Source organism: Minwuia thermotolerans (assembly GCF_002924445.1).
GTDB lineage: Bacteria > Pseudomonadota > Alphaproteobacteria > Minwuiales > Minwuiaceae > Minwuia > Minwuia thermotolerans.
On sequence record NZ_PIGG01000064.1, the window covers coordinates 96,155 to 112,488 of the forward strand.

Below are 16,334 nucleotides of genomic sequence, written 5' to 3' on the forward strand. Positions count from 1 at the left end.
CTCTCCCTTGAAGGGCGCGGTCTGTTCGCTATGATCCGCCGGCCCTGCCCCAGTGGCGGAATCGGTAGACGCGACAGACTCAAAATCTGTTTCCGGCAACGGAGTGCCCGTTCGAGTCGGGCCTGGGGCACCAACATCCTCGCCCGCGCGGTTGCGGCGGGCGGCGCGGGAGGCAGACATGATCGTCGGCACGCCGAGGGAGATCAAGAATCACGAATACCGCGTCGGCCTGACGCCCGAGAGCGCGGCCGAGCTGGTCAGGCACGGCCACCGGGTGCTGATCGAGCGCGGCGCCGGCGAGGGGATCGGCGCCCACGACGCCGAGTACGAGGCCGCGGGCGCCGCGCTGGTCGCCGACGCGGCGCAGATCTTCGCCGAGGCCGACATGATCGTGAAGGTGAAGGAGCCGCAGCCGGCGGAGCGGGCCATGCTGCGCGGCGGCCAGATCCTGTTCACTTATCTCCATCTCGCCCCCGACGCCGATCAGACCCGCGACCTCGTGGCCTCCGGCGCCATCTGCATCGCCTATGAAACCGTCACCGACCGCCATGGCGGGCTGCCGCTGCTGAAGCCGATGAGCCAGGTCGCGGGCCGCATGTCCGTGCACGCCGGCGCGAACGCGCTGGAAAAGGCCCATGGCGGCCGCGGCGTCCTGCTGGGCGGCGTGCCGGGCGTCATGCCCGGCAAGGTCGCGATCATCGGCGGCGGTGTGGTGGGCTTCAACGCCGCGCAGATGGCAGCCGGCCTGGGCGCGGACGTCACCATTCTGGACCGCAGCCCCGAGGTGCTGGAGCGCCTCGGCATCCATTTCGAGAATCGGGCCAAGACCCGCTTCTCCAACGCCCACAATCTGCACGAATGCGTCACGGAGGCCGATCTTGTGATCGGCGCGGTACTGATTCCCGGCGCGGCGGCGCCGAAACTGGTGACCCGCGAGATGCTGGGCGACATGAAGCGCGGCGCGGTGCTGGTGGACGTCGCCATCGACCAGGGTGGCTGCTTCGAGACGTCGCGCCCCACGACCCACGCCGATCCGACCTACGTGATCGACGAGGTAGTTCATTACTGCGTGGCCAACATGCCCGGCGCGGTGGCGCGCACGTCCACCTACGCGCTGAACAACGTCACCCTGCCGCACACGCTCAGGATTGCCGACGACGGCTGGAAGCAGGCGCTGAGCGACGATCCCTGCCTGGCCGAGGGTCTGAACGTCTGGAACAACCAGGTTACCTGCCAGCCGGTCGCCGAGAACCTCGGCTATCGGCACGTGCCGGTGACGCGCGCCCTCAACGCCTGATTCCGCGGCCTGTCGGGCGAGCTGGCGAGATTGCGTCTTGATATTGCGAATTGTTTGCAATAAACACTTGCCAGCAAGTCGTATGAAAGGCGTGAGGGAGAGCAGTCATGTTCATCGCAATGAACCGCTTCAAGATCGTCAAGGGCGAGGAAGAAGCCTTCGAGCAGGTCTGGCGTGAGCGGGACCGGCACCTTGACCAAGTGCCTGGCTACAAGGAGTTCCAGCTTCTGAAGGGACCGGAGGAGGAAGATCACACCCTCTATGCCTCCCACACTGTCTGGACCTCGCGCGAGGCGTTCGAGGCATGGACCAAGTCCGAGGCGTTCCGCAAGGCGCACGCCGGCGCCGGTGATCGGCGCGGTCTCTATATCGGCCACCCGATGTTCGAGGGCTTCGAGGTGGTGCTGGATGGCTGACCCTGTCGCGCCCTGCCAGCGTCCGCCGACAGGCGGGCCCGGCGCCCAGGGGCGGCCGCGCTTCCGCAGCGAGGAGCTGCTGGGCGACGCCAGCGAGATCGAGATCGACCATGGCGGCGAGGTCTACCGCCTGCGCCGCACCCACAGCGGGAAGCTGATACTGACAAAATAGACCGCGGGGCGCGCCTGTCCCCGACGCAACCGGATCCACGCCAGCCACCAAGGCCGACCGCCCAGGCAGCCAGCTTCAGGGATTCCGTCTCAAGACACTTGAGAGGAACCAGACATGCTGCCGAGACTATCATCCCTTGTTTTGCTTGCCGCGCTGACGCCCGCCGCCGTCCTGGCCCAGGAAAAGCCGACCGAAGCGCCGGAATCGACCGAGAGCGAGAAGGCCGGGAGCGCGGAAGGACAGAGCGAACTGGTGTTGCCGCCGATCTCGGTCACCGCGACCCGGACCCCGATCGAGGCGTTCGAGTATCCGGGCATGGTGACCGTCATGCCGCAGGAGGAGATCGACCTGCGCCAGGCCTCCTCGCCGGACGATCTGCTGAACTTCATACCCAATGTCGAGTTCACCGGCGGGCCGCGGCGGACCGGCGAGACGCCGAGCATCCGCGGCTTCTCGGGCAGCGACATCGTGGTCCTGATCGACGGCGCGCGCCAGAACCTCAACGCCGGCCATGACGGCCGCTTCTTCATCGACCCGATGATGCTGCGGGAGGTCGAGGTCCTGCGCGGGCCCGCCTCGGCGCTCTACGGCTCGGGCGGCACGGGCGGCGTCATCGCCTTCCGCACACTGAGGGCCGAGGACGTGCTGGAGCATGGCGAAACCGCCGCGCTCCGGCTCACGGCGGGCTACCAGGACGTCGATGATGAGGAACTGTTCGGCGTCGCCGGCTTCACCCGACCGACCGAGAACTGGGATCTGACCGCCAGACTGGTGTACCGCGATCCGGGGACCATCCGCCTGGGCGACGGCAGCGAGCTGAGGCGCGCGGACGACGACATTCTGAGCGGCCTGTTCCGGTCGTCCTACGAGGCGGGCGGCGGCCATGAGCTGGAACTCTCCCTGCTGCATTTCCGCAATGACGCCACCGAGCCCAATGTCGGCCAGGGCGCGGCCGGCACCGACGAAGTCGACAAGGACATCACCAACGACACCGCCCGTCTGAGCTGGCGCTACGACGCGCCGGACGATCCGCTGATCGATCTGGACGCGCAGATCTACTACACCCGTTTCCGCATCGACGAGACGCGCCTGGACAACGCCGGCGCCGGCGCCCAGGGCGACGAACTGAAGCGCGACGTCGACACGCTCGGCTTCCGAGCCGACAACCGCTCGGCGCTCGACTGGATCGACGACGGCGCGGTGACCTTCGTCTACGGACTGGAGGGATATCGCGACGTCCAGGACGGCGCGGAGAACGGCGGCGAGCGCGACGGCGTGCCCGACTCGACGAATCTGTTCGGCGGCGTCTTCGGGCAGGCGGAGTTCCGCTTCTACGAACCCTTCGGGGCGGGCACGGGGGATTTCGTCCTGCTGCCCGGCATGCGCTTCGACTATTTCCGCACCACCAGCGCGATCTCCAGCGACGTCACCGATGTCGCGCTGTCGCCGCGCTTCGGCGCGACCTGGTTCCCGACACCCTGGGCCATGGTCTTCGGCAACTATTCCCGTGCCTTCCGCGCCCCCAGCTTCGACGAGGCCTTCCTGGACGGCGTGCATTTCGAGATCCCGGTCGGCGCCGGCGTCGTCAACCGCTTCGTCCCCAATCCCGACCTGCAGTCGCAGCGCACTTCCACGGTGGAGATCGGCTTCGGACTGGAGTTCACCAGCGTGCTCGCACAGGGCGACCGCGTCGAGTTCAAGGCGACGCGCTTCCGCACCCGGGCCGACGACTTCATCGACCTGCAGGTGAACCAGCCGACGCCCTTCGTCGACTGCAATCCCTTCATCCCCGGGGCATGCGACGGCACCACCCAGGCGGTCAACATTCCCGAGGCCCTGCTGGAGGGCAACGAGATCGAGGCGCGCTATGACAGCCGCCGCGCCCGCGTCGCCTTCGGCTTCGGCAATCTCGACGGCGACGACCTGACCAACGGCGGCAAGCTGGGCGTACTGACGCCGGCGCAGGTGACCCTGGACCTCGGCGTCAAGTTCCCCGAGTTCGGCGCTATCGCCGGCGTGCGCACCCTGGGGGCCTTCGACTTCGACAAGGTCGACGCAGCCGCCGACGAGCGTGCGGGCTACGTCGTCCACGACCTCTACTTCGCCTGGGCGCGGAATCTGGCGGAGGACACCGAGCTCCGCGTCGATCTCGGGATCGATAACGTCACCGACCGCGCCTATTCCCGCGTCTTCAACGACGCCTTCGAACCCGGCCGCAACGTCAAGGGTCGCGTGACCCTGACCCGGCGCTGGTAGCCCGACAAGGAGAACTTGCATGCCACTCCACGCCGCACGCACCGGACGGATCCTTCTTGCCCTCGGATTGCTGTTCGGCAGCGTGGCATCGGCAGTGGCCGAGCCCCGGCGCATCGTTTCCGCCGGTGGCTCGGTCACCGAAATCGTCCATGCGCTGGGCGCGGGCGACCGGCTGGTGGGCGTGGATTCGACCAGCTTCCATCCGCCGGAAGTCCGCAACCTGCCCGATGTCGGCTATCTGCGCGCCCTGTCGGCGGAACCGGTGCTCTCACTCTCCCCCGACATGGTGCTGGCAGAGGCCGACGCCGGTCCGCCCGAGGCGCTGACCCAGCTTCGCGCCGCCGGCGTCGAGGTGGTGACCGCGCCGGACAAGCCCGACATCGAGGGCGTTGCGGCCAAGATCGAGACCGTCGCCGCTGCGCTGGGCCGGGAGGCGGCGGGCGAAGCGTTGAAGAGCGAAATACTGGCGCGCTGGGCCGAGGTTCGTGAAGCCGTTGCCGCGACCGGAGAAAGGCCGCGGGTGCTGTTCGTGCTGTCGACCGGGTCCGGCGCCCCGCTGGTCGCGGGGCTGGAGACCTCCGCCGCCGGCATCATCGAAATGGCCGGCGGCGGGAATGCGATCCGTGATTTCACCAATTTTCGCCCACTCACACCCGAAGCCGGCGTGGCGCTGGCGCCCGACGTGATCCTGGTGACGCGGCGCACGGTCGACATGCTGGGCGGGGAGGCCGCCCTGCTGGCGCTGCCCGGCCTCGCGGCGACGCCGGCGGCCGAGGCGGGACGTGTGGTGGCCATGGACGGATTGCTGCTGCTCGGCTTCGGCCCGCGCACGCCGGAGGCGGCGGCGCGGCTCGCCCGCGCGCTGCATCCGGATATCGAGCTCCCGGCCGGTCCCTGGGACGCGGAATGAGCGGCGTGGCCGGCGTGGCGCGGGGCGGCTTCGATCTGGCCGAACGGGCGCGCGGCCGCGCCCGCGTCCGCCGCCTCTGGATCGCGGGATTCGCAGCGGCGCTCGCGGTGGTGGCGCTCGGCGCCGCCGGGACCGGCGCCATCGACGTGCCGGCGGTCCACATCCTGGCCATCCTCGCGGATCGGCTGCTGGGACTGGATCTCGGCATCCCGTATGAAGGGCGCGAGGAAGCGGTCCTCATGGCAATCCGTCTGCCGCGACTGGTCCTCGGTCTCTGCGTGGGCGCGGCGCTCGCCGTATCCGGGGCGGTACTGCAGGGCATGTTCCGCAATCCCCTGGCCGACCCGGCGCTGATCGGCGTCTCCAGCGGCGCCTCCATGGGCGCGGTGATGATGATCGTGCTGGGCGGGCCGCTGCTGACCGGCGCGGCGGCGGGCCTGTCAGCCTACGCGATCCCCTTCGCCGCATTCCTCGGCGGACTGCTGATCGTCACCCTGGTCTACGGCATTGCCCAGCGCGGCGGCGGTACGGATGTCGCCACGCTGCTGCTCGCCGGCATCGCGCTCAACGCGCTCGCTGCCGCCGTGGTCGGGCTGATGATGTTCCTGAGTGACGACCGGGAACTGCGCGACCTGAACTTCTGGCTGCTGGGGTCCATCGCCTCGGCCACCTGGCAGAAGGTGACGATCCTGCTGCCCTGCGTGGCCATCGGGCTTGTCGGGCTGCAGCGGCTGACGCGCTTTCTCAACGCCATCGCGCTCGGCGAATCGGAGGCGCGGCATCTCGGCATCGGCGTCGAGGCGGCCAAGCGTTGGGCAATTGTGCTCGTCGCGCTGGCGACCGGGGCGGCGGTCGCCATGTCCGGCGTCGTCGCCTTCGTCGGCCTGACGGTGCCGCACCTCGTGCGCCTGATGATCGGGCCCGACCACCGCTACCTGCTGCCGGCCTCGGCGCTGCTGGGCGCGCTGGTCATCACCCTGGCCGATACCGTGGCCCGTACCGCCGCCTCGCCGGCCGATCTGCCCATCGGCGTGGTCATGAGCCTGATCGGCGGACCCTTCTTCATCTGGCTGCTCTACCGCCGCCGGCAAGCGGGCTTCTAGGTCATGCTCACGGCCCGAGATATCACCGTCGTTCGTCAGAACCGGAAGCTGCTGGACGGCGTTTCGCTCCGTCTCGACGGCGGCAGCCTGCTCGCCGTCGTCGGCCCCAACGGCGCCGGCAAGTCGACCCTGATCCGCTGCCTGAGCGGCGACATGAGCCCCGAGGACGGCGTCGCCGAACTGGATGGCCGGCCGATCGGCAGCTACGCCGCCGCAGACCTCGCCCGCCGCCGCGCCGTCGTCGGGCAGGAGCAGCATCTGGCCTTCGGTTTCAGCGTAATGGAAGTCGTGCTGCTGGGCCGCATCGCCCATGCCGGGCGCTCGGGCCGCGACGATGATCTGTCGGCCGCTGCAGCGGCGATCGGCGCCATGGGGCTGGAGGCGCTCGCCGAACGCGACTTCCGCACCCTCTCGGGCGGCGAGAAGCAGCGCTGCCATCTGGCACGCGCCCTGGCGCAGCTCTGGCCCTTCGCCGGAGCGGCGGCCGAAGGCAAGGTGCTGGTGCTGGACGAGCCGACGAACAACCTCGACCTGCGGCATCAATACAGCCTGATGGATCAGGTCCGGCGCATGGCCGACAGCGGGCTCGGCGTCATCGCCGTGCTGCACGACCTCAATCTCGCGCTGCGCTATGCCGACCGGGTCGCGGTGCTCTGCGATGGCCGGCTGGCCGGATGGGGCCCCCCGTCGGAGGCGATGTCGGGCGCGTTGCTGAGCGAGGTCTTCGGGCTGGAACTCAGGCGTGTCGAGTCGCCGGACGGGCCGCCGCTGATCGTCCCGGCCGCGCAGTTCGCCGACGCGGTGTGACCGCTACCCCTTCTTCACGCCGAAGCAGTGTTCGGGGCCGGGGAAGCGCCGCGCGCGCACGTCCTCTCCATAGGCGCTCACCGCCTCGCGGATCGTCGCCGAGGTCTCGGCGTAGCGCTTGACGAATTTCGGCATGTAGTCGCTGGCCAGGCCCAGCAGGTCGTTGATCACCAGGATCTGGCCGTCGCAGGCCGGCGAGGCGCCGATGCCGATGGTGGGGATGGCGATCTTTTCCGTGATCTCGCGCGCCAGCGGCTCCACCGTGCCCTCGATCACCGTGGCGAATGCGCCGGCGGCGGAAACCGCTTCGGCGTCCCGCATAACCTTGTCGGCCAGTTCCGTGTTGCGGCCCTGGGTCCTGAACCCGCCCATCATTGCGACCTTCTGCGGCATCAGGCCGACATGGGCGAGCACCGGCACACCGCGCTCGGTCATGAAGCGGATGGTCCGTTCCATTTCGGTCCCGCCTTCCAGCTTGACCGCGCTGCATCCCGTCTCCCGCATCAGCCACATGGCGTTGCGGATCGCCGCTTCCGGGCTTTCCTCGTAGCTGCCGAAGGGCATGTCGACCACGACGAGGGCGCGCTTCGCCCCGCGCATCACGGCCTTGCCGTGCATCGCCATCATCTCCAGCGTCACGCCCTGGGTCGTCGGCAGGCCGTGCACCACCATGCCCAGCGAGTCGCCGACCAGGATGAAATCGACCAGATCGTCGATGGCCTGGGCTGTGGGGTAGTCGTAGGCGGTCAGCGAGACGATGGGTGTTCCGCCCTTGCGGGCGCGGATCGCGGGTACGGTGACGGGACCGGCGGACATCGGATCGGGGCTCCCCTGGTTCTGGTTCAGCAGCCGGCGGCGCTTTCCGCCGGCACGACGTCAAAGGCGCTCCGTCCTTAGCACGGTGCGGGGACGCAGTGTCACCCCGATCGCCGCATGCGCCTCAGCACCGCTCCGTATAGCCGCCGGAATAGCCTTCGCAGGCGGGGTTGGTGTCGCTGGCCGGCAAGGGCTCGTGCCCGGCGCAGGCCGCCAGGGCAGTCATCAGGACCGCCGCCGCGAGCCGGCGGCATCCACGGACGCCGCCGCGCCGTATACTCTTGATGATATCCCGCATCGGTTGCTCCCGTTTCGCGACCGATACGCCACGGAACCCGGAGAGGATTACCCCATGAAGCTGAAAGGCCCCTGGTCGAGAACGGAGATCGAGGATCATCTGGCGCGGACTGCCCTGCCGCTGCGCCTTTCCGCCGCCGGGGCCACCGGCTGGCCGATGGTCGTCTCGGTCTGGTACCTGTGGCGGGACGGCGCGCTCTGGTGCGCATCGGCCCGCTCCGCCGCCATCGTGCGGGCGTTGGAATCCAACCCCCGCTGCGGCTTCGAGATCGCCGGCGACGCGCCGCCCTATTTCGGCGTCCGCGGGCAGGGCCGGGCGGAGATCCTGCCCGATGGCGGGCCGCTGCTGCGGGAACTCTATGGCCGTTACGGCGGCGACGAGGATCACGCCTTCGGCCGCTGGCTGCTTGGCAGGGACGCCGAGGAGGCGCGAATCCGCATCACGCCGGAGCGGATGATGAGCTGGGATTACCGCGTCAGGATGGCCGGCGCCTTCGGCTGAGCGGCGTAATTTGCTGCACCGCGACGAAATCAAGCACCCGCCGTCGCTTTCGGACCCTTCTAATATGCACCCGGCACCGTATATTCGCGCGGTTTGTTTCATGGAGGGGCCGTCCGCATGGCAATGAAGATCGGCGTTCCGAAGGAAGTGCACGACGGTGAGCGGCGTGTGGCGCTGACGCCGTCCGTCGCGCGGCAGATCGCGAAGCTCGGCTACAGCCTCGCCGTCGAGAGCGGCGCAGGCGAACATGCCGACTTCTCCGACGAGGCCTATCGCGAAGCCGGGGTCGAGGTGCTGGAGAGCGCCCGCGACGTCTGGGCCAGTTCCGACATCGTCCTGAAGGTGCGCGCGCCCGAGCAGCATCCGTCCGGCGTCCACGAGACCGAGATGCTGCGCGAGGGCCAGACCCTGATGAGCTTCGTCTGGCCGGCGCAGAATCCGGAACTGATGGAGAAGATGGCGGCCCGCAAGGCGAGCGTGATCGCCATGGACGCCGTGCCGCGCATCAGCCGGGCGCAGAAGCTGGACGCCCTGAGTTCGATGGCCAACATCGCCGGCTATCGCGCCGTCGTCGAGGCCGCCAACCATTTCGGCCGCTTCTTCACCGGCCAGATCACCGCCGCGGGCAAGGTGCCGCCGGCCAAGGTCATGGTCATCGGCGCCGGCGTCGCCGGTCTCGCCGCGATCGGCGCAGCGCGCGGCCTGGGCGCGGTCGTCCGCGCCTTCGACACCCGCCCCGAAGTCAGGGAGCAGATCGAAAGCATGGGCGCGGAGTTTCTCGAACTCGACTTCGAGGAGGAAGGCTCCGGTCAGGGCGGTTACGCCAAGGAAATGTCGAAGGAGTTCATTGACGCCGAGATGGCGCTGTTCCGCGAGCAGTGCGCCGACGTCGATATCGTCATCACCACCGCCCTGATCCCGGGCAAGCCGGCGCCGAAGCTGATCCTTGCCGACATGGTGGAAACCCTGAAGCCGGGCTCGGTCATCGTCGATCTGGCCGCCGAGCAGGGCGGAAACTGCGAACTGACGGAACCGGGTCAGGTGGTGGTCCGTCATGGCGTCACCATCATCGGTCTGGTCGATCTGCCCAGCCGTCTGGCGGCGCAGTCGAGCCAGCTCTACGCCTCCAACCTGCGGCACTTCCTGGACGACCTGACGCCGGCGAAGGACGGGCAGCCCAACCACAACATGGACGACGTGGTCATCCGCGGCGCGACCGTGATCAAGGACGGCGAGATCACCTGGCCGCCGCCGGCCGTCGAGGTCGCGGCGAAACCGAAGGCTGCGGCGCCATTGCCGAAACCGGAGGCCAAACCCGAGAAGAAGCGGCCGGGGGCGGGATCGCTTGTCGCCATGGCGGCGGGCGCCCTCGCGCTGCTCGGACTGGGGACCGTGGCGCCGGCCGACTTCATGGCCCATCTCACGGTCTTCGTGCTGGCCTGTTTCGTCGGCTATCAGGTGATCTGGAACGTCACACCGGCGCTGCACACGCCGCTGATGTCGGTCACCAACGCCATCAGCGGCATCATCGTCATCGGCGCCCTGCTCCAGGTTTCCAGCCCGTCATGGATCGTGACGGCGCTGGCCTTCGTCGCGGTGCTGATCGCCACCATCAACATCTGCGGCGGGTTCTGGGTAACCCAGCGCATGCTCGGCATGTTCCGCAAGGACGAGGCGAAGGAGTAGAGACCCATGGCTCAAGGGCTCGTTACCGTCGCCTATATCGCGGCGAGCATCCTGTTCATCCTCGCGCTGGGGGGCCTGTCGAAGCAGGAAACCGCGCGCCGGGGCAACATCTACGGCATCGTCGGCATGGCGATCGCCATCATCGCAACCATCGCCGCGCCGCAGGTCGCGAACTACGCGGTGATCGCGCCGGCAATGATCATCGGCGCGATCATCGGCGTCTACGTCGCCCGCCGCGTCGCCATGACCGGCATGCCGCAGCTGGTCGCCATGCTGCACAGCTTCGTCGGTCTCGCCGCCGTGCTGGTGGGCATCGGCAGCTATATCGATCCGAACAACGTCTTCATCGGCGTCGAGAAGACCATCCACGAGGTGGAGATCTTCGTCGGCGTCTTCATCGGCGCGATAACGTTCACCGGATCGATCATCGCCTACGGCAAGCTGGATGGCCGGATATCCGGCAAGCCGCTGATGCTGCCATTCCGCCACGGGCTGAACCTGATCGCCGTACTGATCTGCATCTGGCTGGGCTACATGTTCCTGGGCGTCGAGGATCATGGCGGGGTCTGGGCGCTGCTGATCATGGCCGTAATCGCCTTCATCGTCGGCGCGCACCTGATCATGGGCATCGGCGGGGCCGACATGCCCGTCGTCGTCTCCATGCTGAACAGCTATTCCGGCTGGGCTGCGGCGGCGACCGGCTTCATGCTGGGCAACGACCTGCTGATCGTCACCGGCGCGCTGGTGGGCTCCTCGGGCGCGATCCTGTCGTACATCATGTGCCGGGCGATGAACCGTCACTTCGTTTCGGTCATCCTGGGCGGCTTCGGCACCGCGGGCGGCGCGTCCGCCGACGTCGAGGGCGAGACGGTGGCGACCAGCCACGACAACGTCGCCGAGATGCTGACAGAAGCCAACGAAGTCATCATCATCCCGGGCTACGGCATGGCCGTGGCGCAGGCGCAGGGCACGGTCTCCGAGATCACCCGGCGGCTGCGGGCGAAGAACGTCAACGTGCGCTTCGCCATCCACCCGGTCGCGGGCCGTCTGCCCGGCCACATGAACGTGCTGCTGGCCGAGGCCAAGGTGCCCTACGACATCGTGCTGGAGATGGACGAGATCAACGAGGACTTCCCGAAGACGGACGTCGTTCTGGTGATCGGCGCCAATGACATCGTCAACCCGGCCGCCCAGGACGATCCCAACAGCCCCATCGCCGGCATGCCGGTGCTGGAATGCTGGAAGGCGCGGACCACGGTGGTGCTGAAGCGCTCCATGGCCACCGGCTATGCCGGCGTCGACAACCCGCTGTTCTACAAGGACAACACGCGGATGCTGTTCGGCGACGCCAAGGAGAGCCTCGACATGGTGCTGTCCAGGCTGGAGAGCTGATCAGACGCGGCCCATCCGGATCGTGACCCGGAGGCCCCCCAGCGGCGAGGGCGTCAGTTCCAGCGAGCCGCCATAGCTCTGCACGATGTCCTGGGCCAGGGTCAGACCCAGCCCCGTCAGTCCCGGCGCGCCGTCGAGGCTCTGGCCGCGCGACAGCGCCTGGCGGACCTGTGCGGGCTTGAGGCCCGGCCCGTCGTCGTCGACCTGGACGACGTCCCCGGTCCCGTTGGCGAAGGCGCTGACGTGGATCGAGCGCTCGGCGTGGCGCGCGGCGTTGTCCAGCAGGTTGCCCAGAACGTCGTAGAGATCGGCCTCCTCGAGCGGCAGGCGGAAGGCGTCCGGAGCGGAAATTTCCAGCGCGACACCGGCTTCGTCGAGCCGGGGACCCAGTACCCGCGCGATCCCGTCGAGCACCGGGCCGACCTCGGTGGCGGCGTTGCGGTGGGCGCCCCCGGCGGACCGGGCCAGGGCGAGGTGCAGGTTGACCTGCCGCAGCGCCTGGTCGGCCTGGGTCCGGACCAGTTCGGACGGCACCCGGTCGTCGCTCTCGGCGGCCTGGATCATCACGGCCAGCGGGGTCTTCAGCGAATGGGCCAGTCCCGCCGCCTGGTCGCGCGCGCGTGCGAGAAGCCGGTTCTGCGCCGCCTTGAGGGCGTTGACCTCCTGCGCCGCGGGGGCGATCTCGGCCGGCACTTCCTCGCTCAGCTCCTCGCGCTCCCCATTGCGCAGCGCCTTGATTTCGCCGGCGAAGCGCCGCATCGAGCGCAGGCTCATGAAGCCCAGCACCGAGACCGCGAGCACCGCAAGCACACCCTCGGCGATCATGGCGCCGGTGGCGAGACGGGTCATCAGCCGGCCGATCCGGTCGTAGTCGGCGGTGTCGGTGGCCACCTGCACCAGAAAGTCACCCTCGGGCCGGCTCACACGGCCGATCCAGATCCTGAGGCGCTGGTCCAGCGGGCCGGTGGCGAAGCCGAAGCCCGACGCTCCGTCGGGTACCGCTGCCGCAGGCAGCGCGGTGTCCCACAAGGAACGCGAGCGCAGCGGCTCACCGTCGCCGGCGAGCGGGCGCACCTGCCAGTAGGCGCCAGAGAAGATCTCGGCGAACTGGGGTGGACCGATACTCTCGCCCGCTCGGATGGCGGCGAGATCCTGCTCGCGCAGATCGTGGACGATGTGATCGGCGAGACGGCCGAGTTCCCGGTCCCTGAGGCCGTCCAGTTCCCGTTCCAGCAGACGGGCGCCGATCCAGGCCGACACCGCGGTGACCAGCAGCACCCCGGCGACCGAAAGCAGGATCATGCGCCGGGTGAGGGACGGCCGGCGGGCCGCTGCCGTCATTCGGCCGGTCCGGGATCGGGGCGGAAGGAATATCCCAGGCCGCGGATGGTCTCGATCCAGTGACGGCCGATCTTGCGCCGGATGCGGCTGATCAGGACCTCGGCGCCGTTGGAGGTTGTCTCCGAGTTCTCGTCCTGGACGTGATCGATGATCTGCGACTGGGACATGACGCGTCCGGCATTGTGGGCCAGGTAGCTCAGGATCTTGTATTCCTGACCGGTCAGCCGGACGTCCTGGCCACCGATGAAGACGCGTTGTGCGGTGGTGTCGATCTCGAGGTCGCCGAAGGTGAGGACGGAAACGCCCTTGCCGGCGGCGCGGCGGATTTGCGCGCGGATCCGCGCCAGCAGTTCTTCCTGATGGAACGGCTTGGTGACGTAGTCGTCGGCCCCGGCGTCCATGCCGGCTACCTTCTCGCGCCAGCCGTCCCGCGCGGTCAGCAGCAACACCGGCGTCGTCACCCCCTTCCGCCGCCAGTTCTTCAGCAGGCTGACGCCGTCCAGGCCAGGCAGGTTCACGTCCAGCAGCACCAGGTCATAGGGCGCGACATCCATGCGGATATCGGCCTCGTCGGCGTCTTCGGCGGTATCGACGGCATAGGCGACGCGCTGCAGGGTCGACTTCAGCCCCTCCCTGAGGGAGGCCTCGTCCTCGACGACAAGTATCCGCATGGTCCTACCTTCCCTGGCTCACACGTCCGGTCCGGGCGTCGGCGATCAGCCGTTGCAGCCGGCCGTCCGGATAGCGCCACATGATGACATAGCGGCCGTCCGCGTACTGGATCTGCTCGGCCTGCCCGCCCTCGCTCTGCTGGATGCGCCGGAGTATCTGAGACAGCGGCAGTTCGTCCGCCTTCCGCCGGCCGTTCTCGGCGCGCCGCTCCCAGGGGTTGCCGCCGCCGCGCCGTTCGGGCTCGGCGAAGCGCTCCGCGAACCCCCGTGCGGGCGAATGGCGGCCGTCGTCAGGCTTCGCGAACCCGGTCCCGCCCGCCGCGAGGGCGGCGAGCAAGGCCAGCGCGAATGTGAGACTGCGGTGCAATGTACGCCTCTCTCTTCGTCAGGGTCCGACGTCGCGCGGATTCTCGCGGCGGCGTTCGTCGCCTCGCCGCCGGTCGTCGTCATCGTCGCTGTTCCGGACGATAATATCCAGTCCGCCCCTGCGCCTTTCAAGGTGGTCGGCGTCCCGGTCCCGGTGGCCGAAGCGGGAGCCATGAGGCCCGCGGGCGTAGTCGACATCCTCGATGCGGCCCGTGAAGCGGTCGACCTTGACCGTGACGGGGCCGTGCGCTCGGCTGAAGCCCCGGACCTCGTAGACGCGGCCGCGCGGCGCGATGGCGTTGACCCGCATGGGCAGCCGGGCGGTGGCGATGTCGGCGGCGCGCCCGGCCGAGATACCCCGGTGGCGACGTGCCCGGCGGTCGTGGCCGAAGTCGACGTCGATGATCTTGCCTGTGAAGCGGTGCACCGACACGGAAACGGGACCCCGTCGGGTCATGCCGTGAACGACGAAGGCGCGGCCGGTGCGGTCGACGGAGCGGACCCGCATCGGCACGCGGGCGTTGGCGATGCGGACGGCGCGGCGCGGCGTGATCAGGCGGCGGTCGGTGCGGTCGTCGTGGCGCTCCAGACCCGGAATGCCGAGGCGGATTTCGAAGTCGACTTCCGCGGCCTCGGCCAGGGCCGGTACGGGAGGGGGCTGCGATGGTGCGGCGGACGCGCCGCCGGCGAGGCCGAGACCCAGAAGGATCGCGAGGGACTTCAGCGGTTTCATGGCGAATTCTCCTTCTTCCCGTCTTGTCGGCAGGGAGAATGGCCATCGCGCCTGAACCCCCTTCCAACCGACGGTTCATTCTCGGTTCAGACGGGGCTCAGAACTCGGCCGACGGCTGGCTGCATGGCCGCCGTGCCCGCCGGCGCAAGGCGGGTTCCCTATTCGCTGCGGCCGATCTAGGTTTCGCAGCGAAACGTGATCCGAGACGGCAACCGGGAGGATATCGCCATGGCCGAAGCTTTCGTCTGCGAGGCGGCGCGCACGCCGTTCGGCAGGTTCGGCGGGGCGCTGAAGTCGGTCCGGGCGGACGATCTGGCTGCGCATCCGATCGCGACGCTGGTGCAGCGGAATGCTGGCGTCGACTGGGAGGCGCTGGACGACGTGATCTACGGCTGCGCCAATCAGGCCGGCGAGGACAACCGCAACGTGGCCCGCATGGCGCTGCTGCTGGCCGGACTGCCCCAGTCCGTGCCGGGCTCCACGGTCAACCGGCTCTGCGGTTCCTCAATGGACGCCGTCGGCACCGCCGCCCGAGCCATCAAGGCCGGCGACGCCGGTTTCATGATCGCCGGCGGCGTCGAGAGCATGACCCGTGCGCCCTTCGTCATGGGCAAGGCGGAGACGGCCTTTTCGCGCTCGGCGGACATCTACGACACGACGATCGGCTGGCGCTTCGTCAATCCGAAGATGAAGAAGCAGTTCGGCATCGATTCCATGCCGGAGACGGCCGAGAACGTCGCCGAGGAATTTCAGGTCAAGCGCAAGGACCAGGACGCCTTCGCCGCCCGCAGCCAGCAGCGCGCCGCGAAGGCGCAGAAGGATGGGATTTTCGCCGAGGAAATCGCGCCGGTCACGATCCCGCAGCGCAAGGGCGACGCCATCGTTGTCGAGCATGACGAGCATATCCGCGGCGAAACCACGGTCGAGAGCCTGGCGAAACTGCCGACGCCGTTCCGCGAAGGCGGCACCGTCACCGCCGGCAACGCCTCCGGCGTCAATGACGGCGCCTGCGCCATGTTCGTGGCCAGCGAGGCGGCGGCGGCGAAGCACGGGCTGACGCCCCGGGCGCGCATCCTGGGCATGGCGACCGCTGGCGTCGCGCCGCGGATCATGGGCATCGGTCCGGCCCCGGCGTCGCAGAAGGTGCTGGAGAAGGTCGGCCTGAGCATTGCCGACATGGACGTGATAGAGCTGAACGAGGCCTTCGCCGCGCAGGCGCTGGCGGTGACGCGCCAGCTCGGCCTGCCCGACGACGCCGATCACGTGAATCCCCATGGCGGCGCCATTGCGCTGGGCCATCCGCTCGGCGCCTCCGGTTCGCGGCTGGTGCTGACCGCGGTGAATCAGCTTCACCGCACCGGCGGGCGTTACGCGCTCTGCACCATGTGCATCGGCGTCGGCCAGGGCATCGCCGTGGTGCTGGAACGCGTGTGACCTGATTGCCCCTGCGGCGACGCGGGTTGCGCCGGGCGAGTCTTTCGGCTCAAAATCCTTCCAACGAGACGCGGTCGAACAAAAGAACCGCCTCAGGGAGGTAACGATGATGTCCAGGGCTGGTCCGGCCGCGCG

At 68.8% G+C, this 16,334-nt stretch carries 17 protein-coding genes and 1 tRNA gene; 12 read left to right on the plus strand and 6 right to left on the minus strand.

Annotation, left to right across the window (positions count from 1 at the left end; translation table 11 throughout):
• The first annotated feature begins 46 nt into the window (after window positions 1-46).
• The 8 genes from CWC60_RS17580 (at window position 47) to CWC60_RS17615 (ending at window position 6,961) form a co-directional block, all read left to right on the plus strand.
• Window positions 47-133, plus strand: a tRNA-Leu gene (locus CWC60_RS17580).
• A gap of 45 nt (window positions 134-178) precedes the next feature.
• Complete coding sequence (gene ald / locus CWC60_RS17585) at window positions 179-1,297, plus strand: alanine dehydrogenase (RefSeq protein WP_109795222.1); 1,119 nt, start codon at window positions 179-181, stop codon at window positions 1,295-1,297.
• Between the two features lie 107 nt (window positions 1,298-1,404).
• Entirely contained in the window at window positions 1,405-1,713 is a 309-nt protein-coding gene (hmuQ, locus tag CWC60_RS17590) for a heme-degrading protein HmuQ (RefSeq protein ID WP_109795223.1), read from the plus strand.
• Window positions 1,706-1,885 carry a hemin uptake protein HemP gene (gene hemP, locus CWC60_RS17595; protein ID WP_109795224.1) on the plus strand — a complete coding sequence of 60 codons (180 nt, stop codon included), beginning with the start codon at window positions 1,706-1,708 and terminating at the stop codon, window positions 1,883-1,885. The genes hmuQ and hemP overlap by 8 nt, the downstream gene beginning before the upstream one ends.
• A gap of 114 nt (window positions 1,886-1,999) precedes the next feature.
• Window positions 2,000-4,141, plus strand: coding sequence for a TonB-dependent receptor domain-containing protein (locus CWC60_RS17600; RefSeq protein WP_109795225.1), 2,142 nt, complete (start codon window positions 2,000-2,002; stop codon window positions 4,139-4,141).
• 19 nt (window positions 4,142-4,160) lie between these two features.
• Window positions 4,161-5,051: a heme/hemin ABC transporter substrate-binding protein gene (locus CWC60_RS17605; protein ID WP_109795226.1), complete on the plus strand. Its 891-nt coding sequence runs from the start codon at window positions 4,161-4,163 to the stop codon at window positions 5,049-5,051.
• A complete protein-coding gene (locus CWC60_RS17610; RefSeq protein WP_109795227.1) occupies window positions 5,048-6,154 on the plus strand; it encodes a FecCD family ABC transporter permease in 1,107 nt (368 codons plus the stop codon). Before CWC60_RS17605 ends, CWC60_RS17610 begins: the two co-directional genes overlap by 4 nt.
• A 3-nt stretch (window positions 6,155-6,157) precedes the next feature.
• Window positions 6,158-6,961 (plus strand): heme ABC transporter ATP-binding protein, encoded by an 804-nt coding sequence (locus tag CWC60_RS17615; protein WP_109795228.1) that lies wholly within the window; start codon window positions 6,158-6,160, stop codon window positions 6,959-6,961.
• A 3-nt stretch (window positions 6,962-6,964) separates the two neighbouring features.
• Here the strand turns inward: CWC60_RS17615 and panB are convergent, their stop codons facing one another.
• Entirely contained in the window at window positions 6,965-7,777 is an 813-nt protein-coding gene (gene panB / locus CWC60_RS17620) for a 3-methyl-2-oxobutanoate hydroxymethyltransferase (RefSeq protein WP_109795229.1), read from the minus strand.
• A 124-nt stretch (window positions 7,778-7,901) separates the two neighbouring features.
• Complete coding sequence (locus CWC60_RS23730; RefSeq protein ID WP_164516618.1) at window positions 7,902-8,075, minus strand: hypothetical protein; 174 nt, start codon at window positions 8,073-8,075, stop codon at window positions 7,902-7,904.
• A 54-nt stretch (window positions 8,076-8,129) separates the two neighbouring features.
• Between CWC60_RS23730 and CWC60_RS23735 the strand changes: the two genes are divergently transcribed.
• The 3 genes from CWC60_RS23735 (at window position 8,130) to pntB (ending at window position 11,654) form a co-directional block, all read left to right on the plus strand.
• Complete coding sequence (locus CWC60_RS23735) at window positions 8,130-8,576, plus strand: pyridoxamine 5'-phosphate oxidase family protein (protein ID WP_164516619.1); 447 nt, start codon at window positions 8,130-8,132, stop codon at window positions 8,574-8,576.
• A 123-nt stretch (window positions 8,577-8,699) separates the two neighbouring features.
• Window positions 8,700-10,262 carry a Re/Si-specific NAD(P)(+) transhydrogenase subunit alpha gene (locus tag CWC60_RS17630; protein ID WP_109795230.1) on the plus strand — a complete coding sequence of 521 codons (1,563 nt, stop codon included), beginning with the start codon at window positions 8,700-8,702 and terminating at the stop codon, window positions 10,260-10,262.
• Window positions 10,263-10,268: 6 nt separating this feature from the next.
• A complete protein-coding gene (pntB, locus tag CWC60_RS17635; protein WP_109795231.1) occupies window positions 10,269-11,654 on the plus strand; it encodes a Re/Si-specific NAD(P)(+) transhydrogenase subunit beta in 1,386 nt (461 codons plus the stop codon).
• Here the strand turns inward: pntB and CWC60_RS17640 are convergent, their stop codons facing one another.
• The 4 genes from CWC60_RS17640 to CWC60_RS17655 are packed head-to-tail and all read right to left on the minus strand — an operon-like array spanning window position 11,655 to window position 14,765.
• The gene (locus tag CWC60_RS17640) at window positions 11,655-12,995 is read right to left on the minus strand and encodes an ATP-binding protein (RefSeq protein ID WP_109795232.1); all 1,341 of its coding nucleotides are present in this window, start codon (window positions 12,993-12,995) and stop codon (window positions 11,655-11,657) included.
• Entirely contained in the window at window positions 12,992-13,666 is a 675-nt protein-coding gene (locus CWC60_RS17645; RefSeq protein WP_109795233.1) for a response regulator transcription factor, read from the minus strand. The genes CWC60_RS17640 and CWC60_RS17645 overlap by 4 nt, the downstream gene beginning before the upstream one ends.
• Window positions 13,667-13,670: 4 nt before the next feature.
• On the minus strand, window positions 13,671-14,033 hold the full coding sequence (locus tag CWC60_RS17650; RefSeq protein ID WP_109796438.1) for a PepSY domain-containing protein: 363 nt from the start codon (window positions 14,031-14,033) through the stop codon (window positions 13,671-13,673).
• Between the two features lie 18 nt (window positions 14,034-14,051).
• Window positions 14,052-14,765: a hypothetical protein gene (locus CWC60_RS17655; RefSeq protein WP_109795235.1), complete on the minus strand. Its 714-nt coding sequence runs from the start codon at window positions 14,763-14,765 to the stop codon at window positions 14,052-14,054.
• 228 nt (window positions 14,766-14,993) lie between these two features.
• Here CWC60_RS17655 and pcaF point away from each other — a divergent pair, with 228 nt between their 5' ends.
• Entirely contained in the window at window positions 14,994-16,199 is a 1,206-nt protein-coding gene (gene pcaF / locus CWC60_RS17660; protein WP_109795355.1) for a 3-oxoadipyl-CoA thiolase, read from the plus strand.
• Window positions 16,200-16,334 lie beyond the last annotated feature (135 nt).

Bases quoted from the DNA above. Each gene is read 5' to 3' on its own strand.
- ald (WP_109795222.1), top strand. From the start codon at position 179: ATGATCGTCGGCACGCCGAGGGAGATCAAGAATCACGAATACCGCGTC.
- hmuQ (WP_109795223.1), top strand. From the start codon at position 1,405: ATGTTCATCGCAATGAACCGCTTCAAGATCGTCAAGGGCGAGGAAGAA.
- hemP (WP_109795224.1), top strand. From the start codon at position 1,706: ATGGCTGACCCTGTCGCGCCCTGCCAGCGTCCGCCGACAGGCGGGCCC.
- CWC60_RS17600 (WP_109795225.1), top strand. From the start codon at position 2,000: ATGCTGCCGAGACTATCATCCCTTGTTTTGCTTGCCGCGCTGACGCCC.
- CWC60_RS17605 (WP_109795226.1), top strand. From the start codon at position 4,161: ATGCCACTCCACGCCGCACGCACCGGACGGATCCTTCTTGCCCTCGGA.
- CWC60_RS17610 (WP_109795227.1), top strand. From the start codon at position 5,048: ATGAGCGGCGTGGCCGGCGTGGCGCGGGGCGGCTTCGATCTGGCCGAA.
- CWC60_RS17615 (WP_109795228.1), top strand. From the start codon at position 6,158: ATGCTCACGGCCCGAGATATCACCGTCGTTCGTCAGAACCGGAAGCTG.
- panB (WP_109795229.1), bottom strand. From the start codon at position 7,777: ATGTCCGCCGGTCCCGTCACCGTACCCGCGATCCGCGCCCGCAAGGGC.
- CWC60_RS23730 (WP_164516618.1), bottom strand. From the start codon at position 8,075: ATGCGGGATATCATCAAGAGTATACGGCGCGGCGGCGTCCGTGGATGC.
- CWC60_RS23735 (WP_164516619.1), top strand. From the start codon at position 8,130: ATGAAGCTGAAAGGCCCCTGGTCGAGAACGGAGATCGAGGATCATCTG.
- CWC60_RS17630 (WP_109795230.1), top strand. From the start codon at position 8,700: ATGAAGATCGGCGTTCCGAAGGAAGTGCACGACGGTGAGCGGCGTGTG.
- pntB (WP_109795231.1), top strand. From the start codon at position 10,269: ATGGCTCAAGGGCTCGTTACCGTCGCCTATATCGCGGCGAGCATCCTG.
- CWC60_RS17640 (WP_109795232.1), bottom strand. From the start codon at position 12,995: ATGACGGCAGCGGCCCGCCGGCCGTCCCTCACCCGGCGCATGATCCTG.
- CWC60_RS17645 (WP_109795233.1), bottom strand. From the start codon at position 13,666: ATGCGGATACTTGTCGTCGAGGACGAGGCCTCCCTCAGGGAGGGGCTG.
- CWC60_RS17655 (WP_109795235.1), bottom strand. From the start codon at position 14,765: ATGAAACCGCTGAAGTCCCTCGCGATCCTTCTGGGTCTCGGCCTCGCC.
- pcaF (WP_109795355.1), top strand. From the start codon at position 14,994: ATGGCCGAAGCTTTCGTCTGCGAGGCGGCGCGCACGCCGTTCGGCAGG.